This window comes from Pseudoalteromonas sp. PAR1, assembly GCF_947311895.1.
Taxonomy (GTDB): Bacteria; Pseudomonadota; Gammaproteobacteria; order Enterobacterales; family Alteromonadaceae; genus Pseudoalteromonas; species Pseudoalteromonas lipolytica_C.
Genome location: NZ_CAMZMY010000001.1, coordinates 79,900 through 101,600, shown reverse-complemented (window position 1 = coordinate 101,600; position 21,701 = coordinate 79,900). Strand labels below are relative to the sequence as shown.

General features: G+C 41.1%; 18 protein-coding genes, 1 tRNA gene and 1 pseudogene. 10 read left to right on the top strand and 10 right to left on the bottom strand.

Annotation, left to right across the window (positions count from 1 at the left end; translation table 11 throughout):
* Positions 1 to 306: 306 nt before the first annotated feature.
* A complete protein-coding gene (locus QL229_RS00450) occupies positions 307 to 1,149 on the top strand; it encodes a MipA/OmpV family protein (RefSeq protein WP_135925960.1) in 843 nt (280 codons plus the stop codon).
* Here QL229_RS00450 and QL229_RS00445 read toward each other — a convergent pair.
* The 4 genes and pseudogenes from QL229_RS00445 to QL229_RS00430 form a co-directional block, all read right to left on the bottom strand.
* Positions 1,133 to 2,323: an ATP-binding protein gene (locus QL229_RS00445; RefSeq protein WP_135925959.1), complete on the bottom strand. Its 1,191-nt coding sequence runs from the start codon at positions 2,321 to 2,323 to the stop codon at positions 1,133 to 1,135. The genes QL229_RS00450 and QL229_RS00445 overlap by 17 nt on opposite strands.
* Positions 2,323 to 2,688, bottom strand: coding sequence for a winged helix-turn-helix domain-containing protein (locus tag QL229_RS00440; RefSeq protein WP_281546431.1), 366 nt, complete (start codon positions 2,686 to 2,688; stop codon positions 2,323 to 2,325). The genes QL229_RS00445 and QL229_RS00440 overlap by 1 nt, the downstream gene beginning before the upstream one ends.
* Positions 2,683 to 2,943 (bottom strand): annotated as a pseudogene (locus tag QL229_RS00435) (response regulator); the annotation flags it as partial. The pseudogene QL229_RS00435 and the gene QL229_RS00440, both read right to left, overlap by 6 nt.
* Positions 2,944 to 3,007: 64 nt before the next feature.
* Positions 3,008 to 3,409, bottom strand: a complete 402-nt coding sequence (locus QL229_RS00430; protein ID WP_135925957.1) for a DUF3019 domain-containing protein — start codon at positions 3,407 to 3,409, stop codon at positions 3,008 to 3,010.
* A 513-nt stretch (positions 3,410 to 3,922) separates the two neighbouring features.
* On the opposite strand from QL229_RS00430, the gene QL229_RS00425 reads away from it, so the two are divergent.
* The 3 genes from QL229_RS00425 (at position 3,923) to QL229_RS00415 (ending at position 6,971) form a co-directional block, all read left to right on the top strand.
* A complete protein-coding gene (locus QL229_RS00425; protein ID WP_135925956.1) occupies positions 3,923 to 4,624 on the top strand; it encodes a DUF3581 domain-containing protein in 702 nt (233 codons plus the stop codon).
* Between the two features lie 94 nt (positions 4,625 to 4,718).
* Positions 4,719 to 5,954 (top strand): DEAD/DEAH box helicase, encoded by a 1,236-nt coding sequence (locus QL229_RS00420; RefSeq protein ID WP_138558363.1) that lies wholly within the window; start codon positions 4,719 to 4,721, stop codon positions 5,952 to 5,954.
* Between the two features lie 48 nt (positions 5,955 to 6,002).
* Positions 6,003 to 6,971: a sensor domain-containing diguanylate cyclase gene (locus QL229_RS00415; RefSeq protein ID WP_138558362.1), complete on the top strand. Its 969-nt coding sequence runs from the start codon at positions 6,003 to 6,005 to the stop codon at positions 6,969 to 6,971.
* Here the strand turns inward: QL229_RS00415 and QL229_RS00410 are convergent.
* Positions 6,968 to 7,924, bottom strand: a complete 957-nt coding sequence (locus tag QL229_RS00410; protein WP_138558361.1) for a hypothetical protein — start codon at positions 7,922 to 7,924, stop codon at positions 6,968 to 6,970. The two genes, QL229_RS00415 and QL229_RS00410, sit on opposite strands and share 4 nt — an antisense overlap.
* Positions 7,925 to 8,171: 247 nt before the next feature.
* Between QL229_RS00410 and QL229_RS00405 the strand changes: the two genes are divergently transcribed.
* Complete coding sequence (locus tag QL229_RS00405; protein ID WP_138558360.1) at positions 8,172 to 11,057, top strand: pitrilysin family protein; 2,886 nt, start codon at positions 8,172 to 8,174, stop codon at positions 11,055 to 11,057.
* A gap of 3 nt (positions 11,058 to 11,060) precedes the next feature.
* On the opposite strand, the gene QL229_RS00400 is transcribed toward QL229_RS00405, so the two are convergent.
* From QL229_RS00400 to QL229_RS00390, 3 genes are all read right to left on the bottom strand, one after another.
* Positions 11,061 to 12,074 (bottom strand): sensor domain-containing diguanylate cyclase, encoded by a 1,014-nt coding sequence (locus tag QL229_RS00400; RefSeq protein ID WP_235383280.1) that lies wholly within the window; start codon positions 12,072 to 12,074, stop codon positions 11,061 to 11,063.
* 289 nt (positions 12,075 to 12,363) lie between these two features.
* Positions 12,364 to 12,681, bottom strand: coding sequence for a helix-turn-helix transcriptional regulator (locus tag QL229_RS00395; RefSeq protein ID WP_135925951.1), 318 nt, complete (start codon positions 12,679 to 12,681; stop codon positions 12,364 to 12,366).
* 3 nt (positions 12,682 to 12,684) lie between these two features.
* Entirely contained in the window at positions 12,685 to 13,086 is a 402-nt protein-coding gene (locus QL229_RS00390) for a hypothetical protein (protein ID WP_235403601.1), read from the bottom strand.
* Positions 13,087 to 13,427: 341 nt separating this feature from the next.
* Between QL229_RS00390 and cysE the strand changes: the two genes are divergently transcribed.
* Positions 13,428 to 14,252: a serine O-acetyltransferase gene (cysE, locus tag QL229_RS00385; RefSeq protein WP_135925949.1), complete on the top strand. Its 825-nt coding sequence runs from the start codon at positions 13,428 to 13,430 to the stop codon at positions 14,250 to 14,252.
* Positions 14,253 to 14,338: 86 nt separating this feature from the next.
* Positions 14,339 to 14,920: a hypothetical protein gene (locus tag QL229_RS00380; protein WP_138558359.1), complete on the top strand. Its 582-nt coding sequence runs from the start codon at positions 14,339 to 14,341 to the stop codon at positions 14,918 to 14,920.
* 2 nt (positions 14,921 to 14,922) lie between these two features.
* Here QL229_RS00380 and xseA read toward each other — a convergent pair whose 3' ends face one another.
* The gene (xseA, locus tag QL229_RS00375) at positions 14,923 to 16,257 is read right to left on the bottom strand and encodes an exodeoxyribonuclease VII large subunit (protein WP_138558358.1); all 1,335 of its coding nucleotides are present in this window, start codon (positions 16,255 to 16,257) and stop codon (positions 14,923 to 14,925) included.
* 134 nt (positions 16,258 to 16,391) lie between these two features.
* Between xseA and guaB the strand changes: the two genes are divergently transcribed.
* Both guaB and guaA read left to right on the top strand, forming a co-directional pair.
* Entirely contained in the window at positions 16,392 to 17,861 is a 1,470-nt protein-coding gene (gene guaB, locus QL229_RS00370; protein ID WP_135925946.1) for an IMP dehydrogenase, read from the top strand.
* Between the two features lie 100 nt (positions 17,862 to 17,961).
* Positions 17,962 to 19,539 (top strand): glutamine-hydrolyzing GMP synthase, encoded by a 1,578-nt coding sequence (gene guaA / locus QL229_RS00365; RefSeq protein ID WP_135925945.1) that lies wholly within the window; start codon positions 17,962 to 17,964, stop codon positions 19,537 to 19,539.
* A gap of 481 nt (positions 19,540 to 20,020) precedes the next feature.
* Here guaA and QL229_RS00360 read toward each other — a convergent pair whose 3' ends face one another.
* Positions 20,021 to 21,112 (bottom strand): NADH:flavin oxidoreductase/NADH oxidase, encoded by a 1,092-nt coding sequence (locus tag QL229_RS00360; protein WP_138558357.1) that lies wholly within the window; start codon positions 21,110 to 21,112, stop codon positions 20,021 to 20,023.
* A 463-nt stretch (positions 21,113 to 21,575) separates the two neighbouring features.
* Between QL229_RS00360 and QL229_RS00355 the strand changes: the two genes are divergently transcribed.
* A tRNA-Trp gene (locus tag QL229_RS00355) sits at positions 21,576 to 21,652 on the top strand.
* The last annotated feature ends 49 nt before the right edge of the window (positions 21,653 to 21,701 follow it).

Below are 21,701 nucleotides of genomic sequence, written 5' to 3'. Positions count from 1 at the left end.
TACCTTTTACAAAACAGGTTTGGAAGTTAGCTCTCATATTTGGCTACTGAAATAACCAAAATCAATAACTAAAAACTGAAAACCAATGTAGCAAAATGTACATACTATTTTATATTTCATTCAATATGTTAGATTTAATTGATAGGGGATCATAAGCTATTTTTAACAGTGTAGACTGGAAAATAATTATACAAAAATGTAGGCAAACGATATGATCGCACCTGTAAGCGTTAAGAGTAGGCTATTGTTAGTATTATATAGTTGCCATAACTGTTTTTAATTATGGTATCGAGGTGAATCAAGTTAATGAATAAATTGTTTGGCTTAGTATGTTGTTTAACTGCATCAACTGCGTTTGCGCAGGTTGATGATAAACAGCCGCAATTAATTAAAAAGTCGACAATTCATGCCAGCATTACTCTGGGCTATGGGGGAATCGAAAACCCTGTTCTTGATGCTGATGATATTACTTCACCAATTTTACCTAGCTTTGCTTACTATGGTGATAATTGGTATTTCGACGATTTTTCTATTGGTTACAGCTTACTCGAAACAGAGAGTTTTTACGTTGATTTACTTGGCCGATTTAACGATGATGGCTTTTTCTTTGAATTAGATGGCATAGATAAGCTCTATGCTGTGGGTGTGATAAGATCAAACAGTGGCCGACCTACCATTCCTACCGCTTCACCTATAAATTTAACGCCAATTAAACGTGATCTATCATACATGGCGGGCTTATCATCTGCATTGAATGTATATGATAATATCTGGCTTAGCGCAGCATATGTGCATGATGTAACCGCTGTGCATAATGGCTACGAAATTTTGTTTAATGGTTATCAGGCATTTGAGCTGCTTTCAGGAGTCGCAGGTGTTGAAATGGGCCTTACTTATAAAAATGAAGAGCTTATTGATTACTACTACACAGTTGCACCTACAGAAAGTAAAACCCGTGTATTTGATTATGACTTACAAAGTGCCATCAATTATTACGTAAAAATTAGCTACGAATACCCAATTAACGATAGTCTAAGTTTAGATTTCAAATTAAAGCACACTTGGCTTGATAGTAACTTAGCTAATTCAACAATGATCCATAAAAATGGCTATTTTTCAGGTTTTACTGGGATTACTTACCACTTTTAGGCCAGCGAATAGTGATCCTCGCCCCGCCAGTTTCTGAGCTATTAGCTAAGCTAATTTTACCGCCATGCCAGCTAGCGATACGATGGACTATATAAAGTCCTAATCCATAACCACTGGCCAGCTTATCACCTTCACCTTGTTTAAAAGGCTCTATTAAGGCATCGGCATTTATTGGTAAGCCGGGGCCATCATCTGTAATGCTTATAGAGTAATGGGCTGCTTGTTCTTCACTACTTATTTGAATAGTGTTTTTTGCGTATTTTGTGGCGTTGATCAGTAAATTTTGCACTGCAATAGCCATAAAGCTCGCTTCACAATATGCAGTATCTATTTTTAACTTTGCAATAAATTGGAGCTCTTTATACAAATCGAACTTAGCAATTTCACAATTGATTAGCTTAGTTAAATCAACTTTATCTTGATTAAATACACTTTGTTGATGCTCTAAGCGAGCAAACGATAAATACTGCTCCAAACGCAGTTCAATCTCATCGATATCGCGTTCTATTTGGCTACTTTGCTCTGGTTCTACGTCAGCAATGGATAAAGCAAACCGCATACGTGTAAGGGGAGTGCGAATTTCATGCGAAATAATACGTGATAAATCATTATGAAGCTGAACGAATTTGTTAATGCGTTCAGACATGTGAGTAAAGGTACTAGCAAGCGGTGCAATCGACGAGTTAGGCTTAATATCAAGCTCGATCCGCTGCGGTTTTTTACTGAATTGGTACGCTGCGCGCTGTAACGAGCTTAAATCACGAAACACGGGGCGAATAAACACTAGGATCATAGCGCCGAGTAATAGGTAAAAAGCAAAGAACGCAAACCAGTCTGTTTTGGTCTGCGAAATCAAAGTGATCGGGCCTACTTTTTGAATAGTTCCATTGCTGCCTTTGAGATACACAAACTGTTGATTATTTTCGACCACACTAATAATGCCATCGTTTTCGAAAGTAGTTTGTAAAGAACTTGGTAACACTAACTCATTTTGGTTTAAGGTGCTGATCCGTGAATCTTTATGTTCGGCGATTTGTGTAAGCTCATGGACGCTGAGTTGTATACTCGGCTCATGCTCAGAAAAAAATTCATTATACAGCTGCCCAAACGCAAGAACTAAAGCGATTAGACTCACTGTGATGATTAAATATAATTTAAAAAACTGCTGCTTCATTAATGCGAGATATCCAAGCTGTAACCTTTACCTCTTACTGATTTTATATCAAGCGACTCTTTATGCTCGCTAATCGTTTCTTTTAGTTTCTTTCTTAAGCGGCTGATTTTAAGGTCAATAGCACGGTCTAACCCGTCGTATTCACGACCAATGACATGTTTAAATAAAACTTCACGGGAAACAGGTTGCGGACTGTTTTTAGCCAAATAAGCAATGATCTCGAATTCACTATCGTTTAGGTTGAGTGCTTTACCTTTAAAAAAGATATCTCTTTTCTTTGAGTCAATCCGAAGTAGGTCATACTCATTTGAAAAGCTATCTTGGCCGATGGTATGAGCTATGATTGTTTTTATTTTTGCCAGCAATAGCTCAGGTTTAATAGGCTTGACAAGATAGTCGTAGGCTCCGAGATCTAAGCCTTTAATTTGTGATTGCACAGAATCCAGTGCCGTTAGAAAAATGACAGGGCAACTGTACTTTTCTTTCAACTGAGAAATTAACTCAAAGCCATTGCCATCCGGTAGCATAACATCACATATGATGAGTGAAGGCATGAAGGTGATGTCGCTGTTGCGATAGGCCTCAGCAGTATTAAACACATCTATGGTGTAGCCATGTTTTAGAAAAACTTTTGAATTAAACTTGCTAGTTTCACATCATCTTCAATTAAAAAAATATGCTGCATTATAAACTCCAGCCAAAACGCCGTTTTATGCGGTAATCTTTAGCTTCGTAATTTGCTATTGAAAGTAGTTGTTTTTTTACAATTTGATTGCTCAATGGGTTTACTAATTTAATAGTCAGTGGGTGCTTTGTTTTAATATTAAGCTGTTCAACAATTAGGCCATTTTGTGTGTAGCACTGGGTGTACTGAGGGCGTTGAGTTACTTCTAAACATAACTCATCAAAAGGGGCTATGCGAAAATGAACTTGTATTTTGAATTCACATGCTTTTTGTTTTGCTTCAGTGACACAAACGGTGGGAGATACTTTAAAAAAAGGCTGATTAGAAAACTCTTCACTCAAACACAGCGACGAAAAAAAGAAACACAAAAGCAGCAATGCCAAATATAATCGTTTGATCATTTACGCACATCTCTGATTTTTAATAGTCTTTTTTTCAAAGTAACATTAACCGTCGAACGTTGATGTAACCAACTAGCACTCATTTGAGTACTTATCTTTGCCGCTTATTATAATTATTATTTATACAACCTAAATGGTGATTACACGATAAAAAACACAATTATCATACCTTATTTATTCTTTGAGCTACAAATAGCGGGATCAACCTCTTTAGATGTATTCAGCTTGTCAGATTGAGTCATTTATTTTGATTCATTAGTGTGTTGTTTTATCAAGAGAAGTGAATGTTTATCTAGTTTAAGTTAATAGTTTTTCACTACAGGCTTGTGAGGGGAAGTCTTTATTATTCGCATGGATTTGTTAATCACTTGCTACAAATTGATACAATGTTGCAGTGCTAAAATTTGCTTTATTGTTTTCAGTAACTTTGCTTAATTTTAACAGATTCGACCTCTCTTTATTTTTTTTCTGGTAGTATAGGCAGGTTATAAGTAGTTTAAGCAGTGAACAAATATGTTAAGTCCTTATTATCAGCAACATGCTGATTATGTTTCAATCTCACGTGAGCAAGGCTGTCGTTTCGCCAAGTTAGTGGCTGATGATTTCAATCCATTACACGATAAAGACGCTAAAAAGTTTTGTGTACCGGGCGATTTACTTTTTTCGCTGGTTTTAAACCGTTATGGCATAAGTGAAAAAATGGAATTCACATTTGCTGGTATGGTTGATGAAAATTCAAAGCTCACTTTCCCTGAAGGTGCTGATGAGTTTGCCATTACTGATGGCGAAAAAGTCATGCTAAAAGTGAAACGAGAAGGGGCTGTTAGCCAGTGCCCTGAGTTAACAAATAGCTTAATTAAAAATTATGTTGAGTTTTCTGGCACCACTTTCCCGCATGTGATCATTCCACTAATGGGTAAGCAAGACGTGATGATTAACCCCGCGCGCCCAATGGTGATTTACGAGTCAATGCTAATCAACCTTGACCGCCTAGATATCAGCTCACCTGAACTGCAGTTTGCTGAGCCTGATTTTGAATTTACAGGTAAGCGCGGCAAAATTACGCTTCGCTTCAACTTGTTAGAAAATGGCGAGAAAGTAGGTTCAGGTGAAAAGCACATGCTTGTTTCTGGCATTCGTGACTATTGCCAAGCAACCGTTGATGATTTAATTAGTTTTTACAATCAGCGCAAAGAATCATTAAAACCAGTGTGATTTTTTCGGTTGATAGAAAAGGCGCTAATTGCGCCTTTTTTGTTTATTGTGTTAAGCGTACAATAGCGCTTTTATAGTAAACGTACCTCATATCATGTCAGCAGCGACCTTTTCAGAGTTAAATCTTGCACCAGCGCTTTTAGAAGCATTGCAAGCCGAAAATTATCACACCCCAACGGCTATTCAAGCGCAAACTATTCCTCTTATTTTGGCTAGTGCTGATGTAATGGGCAGCGCACAAACGGGTACTGGTAAAACAGCAGCATTTGTTTTGCCTTTATTAGATAAGCTATTGTCCTTAGAAGCGCTACCAAGTGCCGTCAAAGTGCTTATTCTTACGCCAACCCGCGAACTTGCCCAGCAAGTTTTTGCAAGCGTAGAGCGCTACGCTGCGCACACTGATATCAAAGCCGCGCTTGCTTATGGCGGAGCTAGTATTGGTCCGCAAATTAAAGCCATTAAAGGGGCGCAGGTTGTAGTTGCAACGCCGGGACGCTTACTTGATCACCTGATCAAAGGCAGTATTAAACTCTCAAGTATTAGCACCTTGGTATTTGATGAAGCTGATCGCATGCTTGATATGGGTTTTATTGATGAGATTAAACGCATCTTGCGTCATGTGCCAAAAGAGCGCCAAACCTTACTTTTTTCAGCCACATTTGATGACAGTGTTTTTAAACTCAGTAAGCAGTTATTGAATGATCCTAAATTAGTTGAAGTGAATAAGCGTAACTCAGCCGCTGTTGAAATTGAGCAGCTAGTTTATGCCGTTGATGAAGATCGTAAGCGAGAGTTAGTTTCTCATATGATTGGCATGAAAAATTGGCAGCAAGTACTGATCTTCACTCGCACTAAACAAACTGCTGATTTGCTCGCTAAAGAAATGTGTAAAGATGGCTTAAAAACAGAGTCTATCCATGGCGATAAAAGCCAAGGAGCGCGTGATAAAGCACTACAAAACTTTAAATCAGGTGCAACAAGGGTGCTGGTAGCCACGGATGTTGCGGCGCGTGGTCTTGACATTGCTTCACTAAAGTATGTGATTAACTATGAGTTGCCTTATGTAGCTGAGGATTACGTACATCGCATTGGTCGCACAGGGCGTGCAGGCGAAAAAGGCGTTGCGATGTCATTAGTTAGCATAGATGAGCAGTGGTTACTGGACGAGATAGATATATTGCTCGACACAAGGCTCACGCCGCAGTGGTTACCAGGTTATGAGCCGGACTTAACAAAAGAGCCAAAACAGGTTCGTAAAAATACGAATAAAGCACGACGTTCCCGCGATAAAAAACGCATTTTAGGGCAAAAAAGTAGGAGACGTTCCTAAATTTGGCATATATTTATACTATCCTCTGGCTAAAGATGAGAGTTTAGTATGTTAGAAGAGAATAAATGGACGTTTCGCCGCGCAGATAAGCAATTCTCCTTAGCAAAGTGGCAGAAAACAATAGATCTCATGACTGAGCTGTTTTCTGCACCCGCGGGCTTTATAGTCCACAAAACTGATAATGTTTATCGCATTATCGTCTCCAGTGAGCAGCAAGAAAACCCCTATGAGGCGGGGGCCGAGTTAAGTGCTGACGATAATATTTTCTGTAAAAAAGTACTGCGTGATATGGCACCGCTGTATGTTGATCATGCTAGTCAAGACCAGCAATGGGATGACTGCCCGCTAGTAAAAGATGGCTTTGAGTCTTATCTTGGGGTGCCTATTAGCTGGCCAAGTGGCGATCCGTTTGGTACTTTTTGCGTAATGGATTTTAAACAAACCCATTATCAACAGAGCTTTTTAGAATTGATAGAACAGCTTCGCGATATGGTCGAAGATGACCTTGCGCTTTTAGACAACTTCACACAGATGCGTGAAATTGCCATGCTTGATTCACTCACTAATATTTATAACCGCCGTGCAATAGACCTACTTTGCCAACATAAATTGAATATATCGAAGCGTCTTGGTTTTGATATTAGTTGTTTATTTATCGATATAAATAGCTTTAAACCGCTCAATGACACTTACGGTCACGAAGTTGGTGACTTAGCTTTGATTTGTTTAGCCGACACCATGAAAGAGTGCCTACGAGAAACCGATATTATCGGCCGCTTAGGGGGCGATGAGTTTATTGCCTTATTGCAAATCCAGCCCGGTGATTGCATCGATAGTATAGCTGATAAGCTTAATACCGCTTTTCAGATAAATTTAGAAAAGCGGGGCATTCCTGTCACAAGTTTAAGTATTGGCTCAGGGGTAATAGCTCAGCCAAAAGAAAACTTTGCTGAGCTATTAAAGCGGGCAGATGAAGATATGTATGAGAAAAAGCAAGCCTCGAAGGCGGCACGCTAAGCTATTTGCTTCTCAGCTAGGTTTAATTCCATGATTGCTTTTAGTAAACGGTAAAGATTGATTGATGCATCAATTTCTTCTTTACGGTTAGTTAAGCTCTCAATATTTAAACCTAGCGGTACATCTAAATGTGCGCAGCTTTGTAAAATTAAGTCGAGATTTTCACGGCAGATGCGCACTGATTCGCTTAAAGTATTTGCAGCATCGAGCATACGGTACTTAGTTGCCTCAGGTACAGAAATACCCAACCATTCCATAAACTCTAAAGTTTTTTCACCACCACAAGGGGTAAACGTTAAAATAATGCGTTTTGGTATTGAGCCTTGTGCTTTACAGCTACGAGCATAACTGGTGATCAAGTCGATTGTCGCTTGGGCATTATAGACGGCTTGCGAAATAAAAAATTGACAGCCTTGCTGTGTTTTTTTAAGTAGTCTTTCATGTTCATTTCGCTTGCTCGCATGGCGCTCAGCAATCGTAACACCACCTAAAAATACATCACTATCTTGCTCTGCTAAGGTTTTGTATGCATCAGGTAGGCTTAATTTGATATCACCATCAGATGATGGACTACCGACTAGCACTAAGTTTTTTAACTCAAACTCATTACGAGTTTCGTTTAGCCATTCGGTAAATTCAGCTTCGCCACGCTGGGCAACACTTTTATAGGTGATAACATCTTGCTGAGATAAGTTACGTAATAACTTAGAATACTCACGCGGGTCGACAGTCTCTTTGAATGGGAAAGGGCGCGGAATCGCTGTACGGCTGCTTTCATCTTGAATGTCATAAATGATTACACCATCGTATTCAATTTCGTGTAAACGACCAAGAAGCTTCTGCGCAATAGTTTCTAATGTGGCTTTATCTGTGCCTGATTTTGGTGGTGTAGTACCAATTAGGTAGACGCCTTGATTGGTGTCTTCAATTTTCTCTTGTAGTGATAAAGCCATAATCCTCATTCCAGCTCGTGCTCATGTCTATGACAAACAATATAGCAGCCATTTAGACGTCTAGATAGATTTTTTTCATGAAAGTTTTTCAATGACTATGAATTTTACTCATATTGAAAGCCGAGCGTTTCGCTAAATTGACACACCTGTTTACATAAATTATTGCACTGGCTCTCATATTTTCTGGCACTTTGATGCATAATCAATCAGCAATGATCATGAAAAAAATAACTAACAAGGGAACATTATGAAATTTAGATTACTAGCAACCAGTGTTGCTGTAACGCTAGCACTAAGTGGCTGCGCGAGTAATTCACAGTCAACTATGGTTAAAGAAGTCGAAATTGAGCAGCTAGCAAGCCAAGACGATAGTCGTGTATTCAGCCAAGACTACCTTTTAGAAGAGCTTGATAATGGCCTTCGCGTGATGGTGGTAAAAACCGATTACCCAGATGTAGTTTCACTGCAAATTCCGGTATCGGTAGGTTCACGTAACGAAGTTGAAGCAGGTAAAACCGGTTTTGCACACTTCTTTGAGCATATGATGTTTAAAGGCTCTGAAAAATTCCCGCAAGATGTGTATTCAGATATTTTAAAGAATTCAGGTGTTGATAATCGCGCGTACACGACCAACGATTACACTAACTATCACTTAAACTTTTCAAAAGAGCACTTAGACAAAGTACTCGAAATCGAAGCCGATATTTTCCAAAACCTCACATACAGTGAAGAACAGTTCCGCACTGAAGCGCTTACTGTTAAAGGTGAGTATCTAAAGAATAATGCCAGCCCAATTCGCAAGTTACTTTCTGCTGTTCGTAACGAAGCATTCGAAAAGCACACGTATAAGCATACCACGATGGGCTTTTTTGAAGACATTGAAGCTATGCCTGATCAAATGGCATATGGTAAAGAGTTTTTCGCTAAATTTTATAAACCAGAGTATGTATCTTTAGTCATTGTTGGTGATGTTGATCCACAAGAAACCATGGCAATGGTGAAAAAGCATTGGGGTAACTGGAAAAAGGGCGATTACCAAGCAGAAATTCCTGTTGAGCCAAAACAACAAGCTGCAAAATATGTACATGAAAAAAATGATGGTTTACCAGGTCACTGGTTGCTTGTGTCTTACAAAGGCACGGCATGGGATCCAACCCAAAAAGACCGTGCAGCCCTTGATTTAATCTCGCAGCTTTATTTCTCTAACAACTCGGCACTTTATCAAGAGCTTGTTGTTGATAAACAAATTGCTAGCCAAATGTTTACCTATAACCCAGATACTAAAGATCCGGGTTTATTACATGTGTTTGTAAAAGTCGAAAACGAAGCGGACCTTGCTAAAGCCCGTGATGCGATTAACCGTACTTATGCACAAGCACGTACTGAGTTAGTTGATGCACAAAAGTTAGCGGATTTAAAATCAAACCTTAAATACAGCTTTATTAATGGTCTTGATTCATCGCAGTCAATTGCGTCAACGCTTGCAAGCTACATGCATTTTGAGCGCGACCCTGAGGTTATTAACCAACTGTACGCAACTGCTGATAGCATCACTCCTGAAGATATCAAAGCGGTAGCAAACAAGTATTTTGTTGATTCAAGCCGCACTACTGTGACAATGTCGGCGCTTGATAAAGTGGCTGGTTTTGAACAAGAGGTTGATTTAAACGCGCTGGTTGCAAGTATTGAACAAGCCCCAACAGAACGTCACTTTAAAGTACTTGATAAAACAAATAGCTCACCTTTAGTTGATGTTAACTGGTTATTTAATACCGGTGCAGCGGCTGATCCACAAGGTAAAAAAGGTTTAGCTGCACTCACTGCTGCGATGATAGCGCAAGGTGGCTCAGAAACTATGAGCTATAAAGATATTCAAAAAGCCTTATACCCATTGGCGGGAAGCTTTGGCTATCAAATCGATAAAGAAATGATTTCAATACGTGGCCGTGTGCACAAAGACAATGCAGCGAAGTGGTATGCACTTGTTAGCGACCAGTTGTTAAACCCTGGCTTTAGAGAAGATGATTTCAAGCGTCTGAAAAAAGAGCTTATCGATAGCATTAAAGCAGGCCTTAAAGCATCAAATGACGAAGAGTTAGGTAAAGAAGTGCTTTATCATCAGCTTTATAAAGGTCACCCATACGAAAGCTATAACTATGGTGATTTATCAGACCTTGAAGCGTTGACACTTGACGATGTGAAAGCGTTTTATGCTAAGCAGTTTACTCAATCAAAATTAACGGTTGGTTTAATTGGTGCTATTCCAAGTGAAGTTAAATCAGCAATGATGAAAGATTTAACATCGCTTCCACAAGGTAAAGAAAGCCGCTTAATGATCCCAGATGCACCAGCGCTAAAAGGTCATCATGCGACTATTGTTGAAAAATCAGCGCAATCTACCGCTGTATCATTTGGTTTCCCAATCGATACTATTCGTAGCAGCGATGACTGGACAGCGCTTTGGTTAGTTCGCTCTTACTTTGGCGAACACCGCAGCTCAAACAGCTTCTTGTATCAGCGCATTCGTCAAACACGTGGTATGAACTATGGTGACTACGCGTATATTGAGTACTTCCCGCGTGGTATGTTCCAAACAAAACCTGATGCTAATTTAGGTCGTTCAGAGCAAATTTTCCAAGTATGGTTACGTCCGCTTCGTTCTAACAACGATGCGCACTTTGCAACGCGTACAGCGTTATTTGAGCTTGATAAGCTAATTAAAAATGGCATCAGCAAAGAAGATTTTGAAGCGACTCGTAACTTCTTAATTAACTTTGTGCCACAAATGGTTGCAAGCCAAGATCGCCAATTAGGCTATGCGCTTGATAGTGAGTTCTACAACACTGAGAGCTTTGTTGACTATGTGCGCGGCAAGCTTGAAAAGCTAACCCTTGATGATGTTAACCGTGTTATTCGCGATAACCTGCAAACTGAGAATATTCACTATGTGTTTATTACCGGTGATGGCAAAGACATGCAAAAACGCCTAGCCTCAGAGCAAACATCACCTATGGTGTATAACGCTGAAAAACCAGCAGAGCTTGTTGCTGAAGACAAACTGATTGCTGACTATAAACTTGCGATACCTGCAAAAAATATCAGCGTACTTGATGTTGAAAAGGTATTCCAATAACCGCTATTCAATGCCCCTAGTTAGGGGCATTTTGCTCACAATGTCAGTTTGTGTTTGTGCAACAACTAGCTTGTTTCGACCTGTTTCTTTTGCTTGATAAAGGGCTTTGTCAGCCATGTCAATTAACGTGGTCGCATTGTCTAAAAAACCAGGCACTAAAGTTGCTAAACCAATACTTACGGTTAGTTGTTGATTATGCAACTCTTCAATATGTAGCTCGGTTAATTGCGTCATAAACCGAGAGAGTAGTTGATAGGCCTGCTCGCTATGTGTGTTACCCAAAACTAATACAAATTCTTCTCCCCCGTATCTTGCACATAAATCACTGGGTCTGCGGGCAAATTGTGTAAGCAAGTTTGCTAGACTTTTTAAGCAAATATCGCCGACTAAATGGCCAAAGTTATCATTAAGCAACTTGAAATGGTCAAGATCAATCATGGCTATAGAAATGGGCTGTTTTAAACGTAAACAGCGACTCCATTCTTGTTCAAAGAAATTGTCGAAATGGCGACGATTCGCAAGTTGAGTAAGGCCGTCAATGTGCGCGAGCATTTTTAATTGCTGTTCTGCTCGCATTCTTTCAGTAATGTTTAAGTGACTAATAACGACATAGCGCTGTGATTGATATTCTAGTGGTACTGCACGCATCAAAAACCAGCGGCTTTCAGTATCACTGTGGCAAGGGTATTCTAAATAGTATTCTTGCTGTTGACTGTTGATGACTTTTTGTAGGCCTGCGAGTGCTTTTATACCAAATTCATCACCTTGTTTTGCAGCTGATTCACAAATTGCTAAATAGTTTTGTTGGCGCCACTGCACGTCACAACTGCAATTATTATCTTGGCCAAAAGTCTGCCAACTGCGATTAACAAAGATGATATCACCTAGTTCATTGATAACTACGATATGCTCAGAGATGCTATCGAGTATTAATTTTAAGAATTCTTTTGACTCAACCACATTATTACCCAGCCAATACCACTTATGTAAGATTAGCAACAAATGATAAGTTTTCACTGTTATGGTCGTAAAAAATAATCCTAAATAGCTAGCTTTTCTGTGCTGCTGCTTTTTAAGAATATATGGATACGTCTGATAATAGCGAGGAAGGTGGCAAAACGTATTTTAGAAAATTACGTCGTTTTGGGATGCAGCTTCGTGTCAGAATCAAGCCCGAGGCTCAACTCTGACAGAGAACTTATTAAAATAAAGAGGCAATTTTCACGGCAATGCCGCACAATATTGCTACTTTCATGAAGGCTATAAGTGTTGCATAGCCACGTTGTTCCTTGGTCATTGGCTGCTCCTAAAAAATAACTAATACCGTCGCCATACCAAGAGCAAAACTAATAAACGAAGAAGCCGCTACGATTGCAGCGAGATTTTGCTTACTCACTGCGTGTGTTGCGCTTTGTTCAGATACATCGTCATCGAGTTTAATTAGCTCACCTTGGCGTACTTCAAATACTGCGCATAGGCTCATGGTGGTTTCTTTTGATGCCGCACCTTCTTTTTCAACTCGCTGAATGGTACGTAGGCTTACATCACAGGCATCGGCCAATTGCTGCTGCGTCCAATCGAATTTAAGTCTAAGCGTCTTGATTGTATTGGGATTCAGCTGCATCAGTTACTTCCCAAGAAACGGTTCAATGAAAGTAACGACTGCGTAACCAAATATTGCACCACCAATAAAACAGCCTAAGGTAACCATAGCCACTTGTTTTGGGTTATCAGTAAGCGCGGTTTGTGTGCTTTGTTTTACTAATTTACCAGCTTTGTAAAACGAACATTCAAGCTTGCCTGTGAGTATGTTTTGCATCTCAAAATCGACAGCATAAGCAGTATCTTGGTAGTTAAAGTCGTGATGACTTTTAAAGCCGAAGCTGCGCTTTTCACTAACCAATTCGTCGTTTACATATATTTGTTCTTTACCGCTCATGATGTGACCAAAGCATGCGATTTGGTTATCACCATCTTGAAAGTAAAATTTATAACCTAGTTTATGTGAGTTTAGTACGTCGTTTTTCATCATCGTTTCCTTGTTAAGTTGATGATGTAAATTTAATGATTATTTTTGTTTTTTACGCCGTCAGCGATATGCCAGTGCCTATTTTGGCATATGACAGGTAAGATGTCATATCTGTTTTGTTATTGAAATATAAGAAGTTTAATTTAACTGTTGGCTTCAGCTCTGAGTTTGCTTCTGTCATATGAGATAGCCTTAAAACTCCCTTAAAATGAGCAAAAAGTGGTTTTGCTACTCTGGTTATTAGATATAACCAGAACAAATAAACAACGGGTTAGTACATCTTGCTACAAATCCGTTAAACTTAAGCCTTAGCAGTTAGGTACAACCAGAAAGGCAATATTATGCGTCATGAAATTTGGCAAAAGCTCCGTGAAGAAGCAAACGAAGTCGTTTCCCGTGAACCGCTTTTAGCAAGTCACGTTTATTCGTGTGTGTTAAATCATGAATGTTTAGGTTCAGCGCTGAGTTTTATTGTTGCTAATAAACTCGCTGATGCGGTGGTTTCGGCGTTTACTATTCGTGAATTATTCGACCAAGCCTTTGTTAAATGTGACTTAATGCTAACGCATGTTGCTCATGACATAAAAGCAGTTAAAGATCGCGACCCTGCAGCCGATAGTTACTTAACTGTCATTCTTAATCTAAAAGGCTTCCATGCAATTCAGGCTCATCGACTCGCAAACTGCTTATGGCAACAAAACCGAAAAGAGCTTGCTCGCTTCATTCAAAGTAGAACCTCAGAGGTTTTTGGCGTTGATATCCATCCTGCTTGTAAAGTTGGCCATGGTATTATGTTTGACCATGCAACTGGGATTGTAATTGGTGAAACAGCGGTTATCGAAGATAACGTATCGATTCTTCAATCAGTAACCTTAGGTGGTACAGGTAACGAGCAAGGTGATCGCCACCCTAAAATTCGTGCCGGCGTATTAATTGGCGCGGGTGCAAAAGTACTGGGTAACATCGAAGTAGGTGAGGGGGCGCGTATTGGTGCCAATTCTGTGGTGCTGAGTGCGGTTCCAGCACACACTACGGTTGTTGGTGTACCAGCTAAAGTTGTGGGTAAACCAAGCTGCCCTTGCCCAGCAGAAAGCATGAACCAAAACTTTTTAGATGATGGTACGACTACCGCTAGTAATGCATCGCACACCAGTGCTATGTTGTAGTTTTACACCAATAAAGTGCAATGGAATTGTCTAAATTATCTTTTGGATTAGCTGTTATAGCGTCATTTATTTGTGGCGCTGTAACCATGTCATTTTTTCAACCTGACCCACAGCATCAGCCGCAAACTTATCAGCAAGAATTTGTTGAAATGCAAACAATGGAAGCCCCTGAGCAGCAAGCCACTGCTGTAGCGCCTGTTATTAAAAAACAAGTCGCTGAAGTTAATTCAGTAGCTGTTAGCGAAAGCGAGCTTGAGCAACAAGTCGCAGAGCTGAAGTTACAAGTCGAAAACCAACAAGCGGTGATTGCCAGTTACCGTTCAAGTGCGATACCTCCGCAGCAAATCAACTCACATCTAGAGGATCTTTATACTTTATTAGAAGAGCAATCTCGAGATGAGGCGTGGGCTTACCAAATTGAAACAGCCATGAGCGACTTTTTAATTATGGCAGACTTACCCGTGCAGCCAGAATTGAGTATCTCTAGATGCAAAAGCTCAGTTTGTCAGTTTAAACTGCTGCAACCAGAGGGGGTTGATGAGTTGCCAAGCCATTATTGGCGTAACATGACCGATAAAATGGTGGAGCAAAGCTGGTGGAAGCAATTTAAATTTACTTCCACCACCTCAAGTGACGATAGCCTAACCATTATTGCAAGCACGGAGTAATTTTATACAACTTTTGATTGCAGTTGACCATCGGCAAGTTCAGTAGTTATAAGCTCACCAGAACTTACATCGTTAACCGATTTCACCACCCCACCTTGTTGGTTTTTAGTAATGCTGTAACCACGCGCCAACACACTGAGCGGGCTCACAGAATCTAAACGACTCGCCTGTAATGAAAGCTTGTTTCGAGAACCTGAAAGCTGTTGTTGCATTGCCTGTGTAAGCCTAGCATGTAATTGCGCCAGCTGATGCTCGCTCTTAGCTAACTGCTTTTCAGGAGAACGTTGCATTAAGCGTGGTGTTAAGTTAGCAAGTACTCGCTCATATCGCTGAATTTTACTATTCATCGCGCCGTGTAAGGCTAAACTTAGCTCATCTAATTTTTGCGCTTGTTGATTGAGTTGATTACGCGGATGACAAAGCTGTAAGCGGTGCTCAAATTGCGTTGCGGTACTGCGTTTTACTGCCAATGAATGTTTAAAGGCATGATTTAAGTGTCTAACTAACTGCTTAACTTTGTTGTGCAGCTCTTCGCTGTTTGGGCTAACAAGCTCCGCAGCAGCTGAAGGAGTGGCTGCGCGAATATCGGCGACATAATCACTAATCGTGGTATCGACCTCGTGACCAACGGCGCTAACGATGGGTAAGTGACTTGCAAAAATGGCACGAGCCAATTGCTCATGGTTAAAGCACCACAAATCTTCGAGTGAGCCACCACCGCGACCTAATATAAGAACATCTACTTCGTTACGCTGGTTGGCGATGTTTATTTTTTCTATTAGTTGGCTATGGGCATCTGCACCTTGCACCATTGCTGGGTAAATCACGACTTCAAGCTGCGGAGCGCGGCGTTTTAATACAGTAAGAATATCGCGAATAGCAGCCCCTGTGGCAGAGGTGATCACCCCAACACGATTTATATTGGTTGGTAATGGCTTTTTGTGGGCTGAGCTAAATAGACCTTCTGCAGCTAAGCGCATTTTAAGGGCGTCAAATTCTTGTTTTAATAAGCCTTCACCGGCAGGGGCCATGTGTTCAACAATCAGCTGATAATCACCGCGGGGCTCATACAATGACACGCGAGCGCGAACGGTCACTTGTGCACCATTGCTCGGGCGGAACGTTTGACCGCGATTATTGCCACGCCACATCGCTGCTTTTACTTGTGCTCGGTCGTCTTTTAATGTGAAGTACCAATGTCCTGAGGCTGGGGCAATAAAGTTAGAAATTTCGCCGTTTAATACCAGCGACGAAAAGCCTTGCTCTAAAACATGACGAATTTCTTTATTTAGTCGCGAGACTGTATAAACAGGCTGTGTTGATTGCGTGAAAGCCATTAAAAACCCCAGTAAAAAAATCTGTGTGTACTTTAACACAAATAAATGAATAATTTTATTTACTCGTGCCAACAACGCTGATAAAATTTGGCCGCAATTCCTTATACTCAGATCCACATGTGAGAAGTTGCACTATGCTAAGAATCGCTAAAGAAGCTCTTACCTTTGACGACGTACTTTTAGTACCAGGTCATTCTACTGTTTTGCCACACACGGCAAATATTTCAACTCGTTTAACGCGTGGTATCAATCTTAACTTGCCGCTAGTTTCAGCATCTATGGATACTGTTACAGAAGCTCGCTTAGCGATTGCTTTAGCGCAAGAAGGCGGGTTAGGTTTCATCCACAAAAACATGACAATTGAAGAGCAAGCTAAAAACGTACGCAAAGTAAAAACGTACGAAGCAGGTATTGTTTCTTTCCCTGTTACTGTGACTGCGGATCTTACAATTGCTGATGCTATCGCGCTTTCAGAAGAAAAAGGTTTTTCAGGTTTCCCTGTAACCGATGCTGACAATAACCTTGTAGGTATTGTTACAAGCCGTGATATGCGTTTTGAAACTAAGCTTGAACAGCCAGTTTCTACAGTAATGACGAAAAAAGAATCGTTAGTTACTGTAAAAGAAGGTGCAGACCGTGATGAGATTTTAGGTCTAATGCACGAGCACCGTATCGAAAAAATTCTTGTTGTTGATGATGCATTTAAATTAAAAGGCATGATCACTGTAAAAGATTATCAAAAAGCACAAGACAAGCCGCACGCATGTAAAGACGATCAAGGTCGTCTTCGTGTAGGTGCCGCTGTTGGTGTTGGTCCTGGTACTGACGAGCGTATCGCAGCCCTTGTTGAAGCAGGTGTTGACGTATTACTTATCGATACATCACATGGCCACTCACAAGGTGTAATCGACCGTGTTGCTCAAACACGTCAAACATACCCAGATTTACAAATCGTAGCAGGTAACGTTGCAACAGCTGAAGGTGCGATTGCTCTTGCTGATGCAGGTGTTGACGCTGTTAAGGTAGGTATTGGCCCTGGTTCTATTTGTACTACTCGTATCGTAACAGGTTGTGGTGTACCACAAATTACGGCTATTTCTGACGCAGTTGAAGGCTTAAAAGGCCGCGATATTCCTGTTATCGCTGACGGTGGTATTCGTTTCTCTGGTGACATCGTAAAAGCACTTGTTGCCGGTGCATCATGTGTAATGGTGGGGTCAATGTTAGCGGGTACTGAAGAAGCACCGGGTGAAGTTGAGCTATACCAAGGTCGTTACTACAAGTCTTACCGTGGTATGGGTAGCCTTGGCGCTATGAACCAAAAAGAAGGTTCATCAGACCGTTACTTCCAAAAATCGAACGAAGCAGACAAGCTTGTTCCTGAAGGTATCGAAGGCCGTGTTGCTTATAAAGGTCCTATCGCGACAATCATTCACCAACAGGTGGGCGGTCTTCGCAGCGCAATGGGCTTAACGGGCTGTGCAACAATTGAAGAGTTAAATACTAAACCTCAATTTGTTCGCGTTACTTCAGCTGGTATGGGTGAGTCACACGTTCACGACGTGCAAATTACCAAAGAAGCGCCAAACTACCGCTTAGGTTAATTACCTTAAGGTATTGAAATTACATGGGCTAGCATTTGCTAGCCCTAATTTATTGATCATCTCCCTTTGGGGGAGCAGTTCCTGACTAACGAGATACTCCATGAGCAAAGACATTCACGATTCACGAATTCTCATTTTAGATTTTGGTTCGCAATACACACAGTTAATCGCACGTCGTATACGTGAGATTGGTGTTTACTGTGAGCTATGGGCATGGGATGTAACTGAAGAGCAAATCCGCGAATTTAATCCACAAGGTATTATTTTGTCGGGTGGCCCTGAGTCTACAACACTTGAAAACAGCCCACGTGCTCCTGAGTATGTATTTAACGCAGGCGTTCCAGTACTTGGTATCTGTTACGGTATGCAAACAATGGCAACGCAACTGGGTGGTAGCGTACACAGCTCTGATAAGAAAGAGTTTGGTTATGCGCAAGTTGAGAAAGTAGGTAACTGTGCGTTATTCGATGCTATCGAAGACCACATTACTGACGGCGGTGCTGGCGTACTAGACGTTTGGATGAGCCACGGCGATAAAGTAATGGAAATTCCAGATACTTTCAAAACTACTGCTAAAACATCAACATGTCCACATGCTGCAATGTCTTGGGAAGAAAAGCGTTTCTACGGCGTACAGTTCCACCCAGAAGTAACTCACACTCATCAAGGTCAACGTTTACTTGAGCGTTTTGCAATTGATATCTGTGGCTGTGAAAAGCTATGGACACCAGCTAAAATTATCGATGATGCTATCGAGCGTATTAAAGAAACTGTGGGTGACGACGAAGTTATCTTAGGCTTATCAGGTGGTGTTGATTCATCTGTTGTAGCTATGCTTATTCACCGTGCAATCGGCGACAAGTTAACGTGTGTATTCGTTGATAACGGTCTACTTCGTTTAAACGAAGGTCAGCAAGTTATGGACATGTTTGGCAACAAGTTTGGCCTAAACATTGTTAAAGTAGATGCTGAAGATCAATTCTTAGCAGACTTAGCTGGTAAGTCAGACCCAGAAGATAAGCGTAAAGCGATTGGTCATACTTTCATTAAAGTATTTGACGAGCAAGCTAAAAAGCTGAAAAGCGCTAAATGGTTAGGTCAAGGTACTATCTACCCAGACGTAATCGAATCTGCTGCATCAGCAACAGGCAAAGCACACGTAATCAAATCTCACCACAACGTAGGTGGTTTACCAGACGACATGGAAATGGGTCTTGTAGAGCCATTACGTGAGCTATTCAAAGATGAAGTACGTAAAATTGGCCTTGAGCTTGGTCTACCTTACGACATGCTTTACCGTCACCCATTCCCGGGTCCTGGTTTAGGTGTTCGTGTACTTGGTGAAATCAAGAAAGAGTACTGTGACTTACTACGTCGCGCAGATGCTATCTTTATCGAAGAGCTACACAAAGCTGAGCTTTACCACAAAGTAAGCCAAGCATTCACTGTATTCTTACCAGTTAAATCGGTAGGTGTAATGGGTGATGCGCGTAAATACGACTGGGTTGTATCACTACGTTGTGTTGAAACTATCGACTTTATGACGGCACGTTGGTCACACTTACCTTATGAGTTCTTAGGTGTGGTTTCTAACCGTATCATCAACGAAATCGATGGTATCTCACGTGTTGTTTACGATATTTCAGGTAAACCACCGGCAACAATCGAATGGGAATAGGGCTAGCTAAAAAGAGCTAATAAAGCCTTAAGCCAATAAAAAATGCCAGTCAGTTTTACTGACTGGCATTTTTTATAGGGATAATAACTGTTGGTTTTCAGAAATCAGCATATCCAGAAATCGACAACAGCTCTAACTCTGCATAAGCGTGCCAAATCTGAGTAAATAGCCAACCAAAGAGGCTGAACACAGCACACATTTGTGCTGATAAGAGTTTGTGATTAAGAGACAAGGTCTTCCTGTTAACACTGTTGTTAGCCATGAAGCTTAAACTCTCGTGACAAATGTGACGGTTAATGACTAAGCAGCAATAGCTTTGAGTCTTTGATTACACAGAATATGTAGCACAGTACGAGTTTTTTTGCTGAGCTTCAGATACTTCATAACAGTTTCCATCTTGGTACAAAGAAAATGGAGAAGTATCGATAGCCCACCGTTTAAATTTTGTGCGCGTTGTAGTCAGTCTGTTAAATATTTAAGGTTAAACAAGCGTGCCTTTCGAGCCATGTGGTTCAGAACGCAAATATTGAGGCGGAGCCTGAACCTGAGCACCTAGCGCAACGGCAGCTTGCCAAGGCCAATGCGGATTAAAAAGCACAGAGCGACCTAATGCAACCAAATCGGCATCCCCTTGTTTCAGCGCTTCTTCAGCCTGCTGTGGCTCGGTGATTAAGCCTACACCTATTACCGGTATTGTAAGTTGTTGGCGAATGGCACTAGCAAACGGAAGCTGATACCCTGGTTTTACATCAATGGATTGCTGCGGCGAAAGCCCACCACTGGAAACATGCAGATAGTCACAACCCAGCTGTTCCAGTTGCTGACCAAACACAATCGATTGCTCAACATCCCAACCGTCATCAACCCAGTCAGTTGCCGAGAGACGAACTCCAATCGGAACTGAAGAAGGGATGGCTTTACGCACAGCTTCAAATACTTCAAGTGGAAAGCGCAGGCGATTTTCCAGCGAACCTCCATATTGGTCCTGCCTTTGGTTACTTAGTGGAGAAAGAAATTGGTGGAGTAGGTAACCATGCGCCGCATGGATTTCTATTAGATCAATTCCTACACGTACTGCACGAATTGCGCTGTCAACAAACGCCTGTTTAATACGCGCAAGACCCGCTAAGTCGAGTGACTCTGGCGTTTCGTCTTGCTCATTGAAGCCCAACGCAGAAGGAGCAACCGTTTGCCAGCCACCTTCATCCATCGTCAATTTATGACCTCCCTGCCATGGCACATGACAAGAAGCCTTTCGCCCGGCATGACCAAGCTGAATACCTATACGAATGGGAGACCAAGCGCGAACATCAGACAAAATACTGTCTAATGCGGCTTCTGTCGCGTCATCCCACAGTCCTAAATCTCCCGCAGAAATACGGCCAATAGGTTCAACAGCTGTGGCCTCCAAAATTAGCAATCCAGCGCCAGACGTTGCCAGCGAACCATAGTGCATGCGGTGCCAGGAGCTAGCCTGTCCAGATTCGGCGGAGTATTGACACATTGGTGCGATAACTATGTGGTTTGTAAGATTGAGCTCTCCGATCTTCGCGGCACTAAATAATTGGCTCATTTTAACCTCTCAATGTTGTTTTCAGCAGAATGCCATAGGATGGCCTCACCCCCAATTTTTCTGAGCAAAGTAGGGGAGGCTGAATCCCTCCTGCTGGTACCTATTTTTTGTATTTGCTTATTCAGTTGTTATTTCTGAAAAGCATGAATATGAAATGTGATTACTGTGTCTATTAATCATAAGGTTAAAGTGGTCATCACATGTTCCTTTTTCAAGGGCGGTCACTGTTGATACTCAATAAATTGCGAATAAGTAACATTGGCTTTAATTTTAGTTAATTAATGGCTTCCTATTTTCTCATGCCTTGTGCATTTCAATATTCAAAGCGACGAGTCGCAAAAAATCAAAACGGCGAATTAGCTTGCTAATTCGCCGTTTTGTTTATTTAAGAAGCAGTTAAACTAAAAACTGTGTTTTTTTACTTTACCTTTGAAAAAAGCTCTATATAATTCGTCGTCATTGCAGGGGCGTAGTTCCAATTGGTAGAACAGCGGTCTCCAAAACCGACGGTTGGGAGTTCGAATCTCTCCGCCCCTGCCATTTCTTCCTGCTTTACTTTAATCGCAAATCTTCCTATATTACTTGCTCT

Coding starts and splice junctions, on each gene's coding strand:
- QL229_RS00450 (WP_135925960.1), top strand. CDS start 307: ATGAATAAATTGTTTGGCTTAGTATGTTGTTTAACTGCATCAACTGCG.
- QL229_RS00445 (WP_135925959.1), bottom strand. CDS start 2,323: ATGAAGCAGCAGTTTTTTAAATTATATTTAATCATCACAGTGAGTCTA.
- QL229_RS00430 (WP_135925957.1), bottom strand. CDS start 3,409: ATGATCAAACGATTATATTTGGCATTGCTGCTTTTGTGTTTCTTTTTT.
- QL229_RS00425 (WP_135925956.1), top strand. CDS start 3,923: ATGTTAAGTCCTTATTATCAGCAACATGCTGATTATGTTTCAATCTCA.
- QL229_RS00420 (WP_138558363.1), top strand. CDS start 4,719: ATGTCAGCAGCGACCTTTTCAGAGTTAAATCTTGCACCAGCGCTTTTA.
- QL229_RS00415 (WP_138558362.1), top strand. CDS start 6,003: ATGTTAGAAGAGAATAAATGGACGTTTCGCCGCGCAGATAAGCAATTC.
- QL229_RS00410 (WP_138558361.1), bottom strand. CDS start 7,924: ATGGCTTTATCACTACAAGAGAAAATTGAAGACACCAATCAAGGCGTC.
- QL229_RS00405 (WP_138558360.1), top strand. CDS start 8,172: ATGAAATTTAGATTACTAGCAACCAGTGTTGCTGTAACGCTAGCACTA.
- QL229_RS00395 (WP_135925951.1), bottom strand. CDS start 12,681: ATGCAGCTGAATCCCAATACAATCAAGACGCTTAGACTTAAATTCGAT.
- QL229_RS00390 (WP_235403601.1), bottom strand. CDS start 13,086: ATGAAAAACGACGTACTAAACTCACATAAACTAGGTTATAAATTTTAC.
- cysE (WP_135925949.1), top strand. CDS start 13,428: ATGCGTCATGAAATTTGGCAAAAGCTCCGTGAAGAAGCAAACGAAGTC.
- QL229_RS00380 (WP_138558359.1), top strand. CDS start 14,339: ATGTCATTTTTTCAACCTGACCCACAGCATCAGCCGCAAACTTATCAG.
- xseA (WP_138558358.1), bottom strand. CDS start 16,257: ATGGCTTTCACGCAATCAACACAGCCTGTTTATACAGTCTCGCGACTA.
- guaB (WP_135925946.1), top strand. CDS start 16,392: ATGCTAAGAATCGCTAAAGAAGCTCTTACCTTTGACGACGTACTTTTA.
- guaA (WP_135925945.1), top strand. CDS start 17,962: ATGAGCAAAGACATTCACGATTCACGAATTCTCATTTTAGATTTTGGT.
- QL229_RS00360 (WP_138558357.1), bottom strand. CDS start 21,112: ATGAGCCAATTATTTAGTGCCGCGAAGATCGGAGAGCTCAATCTTACA.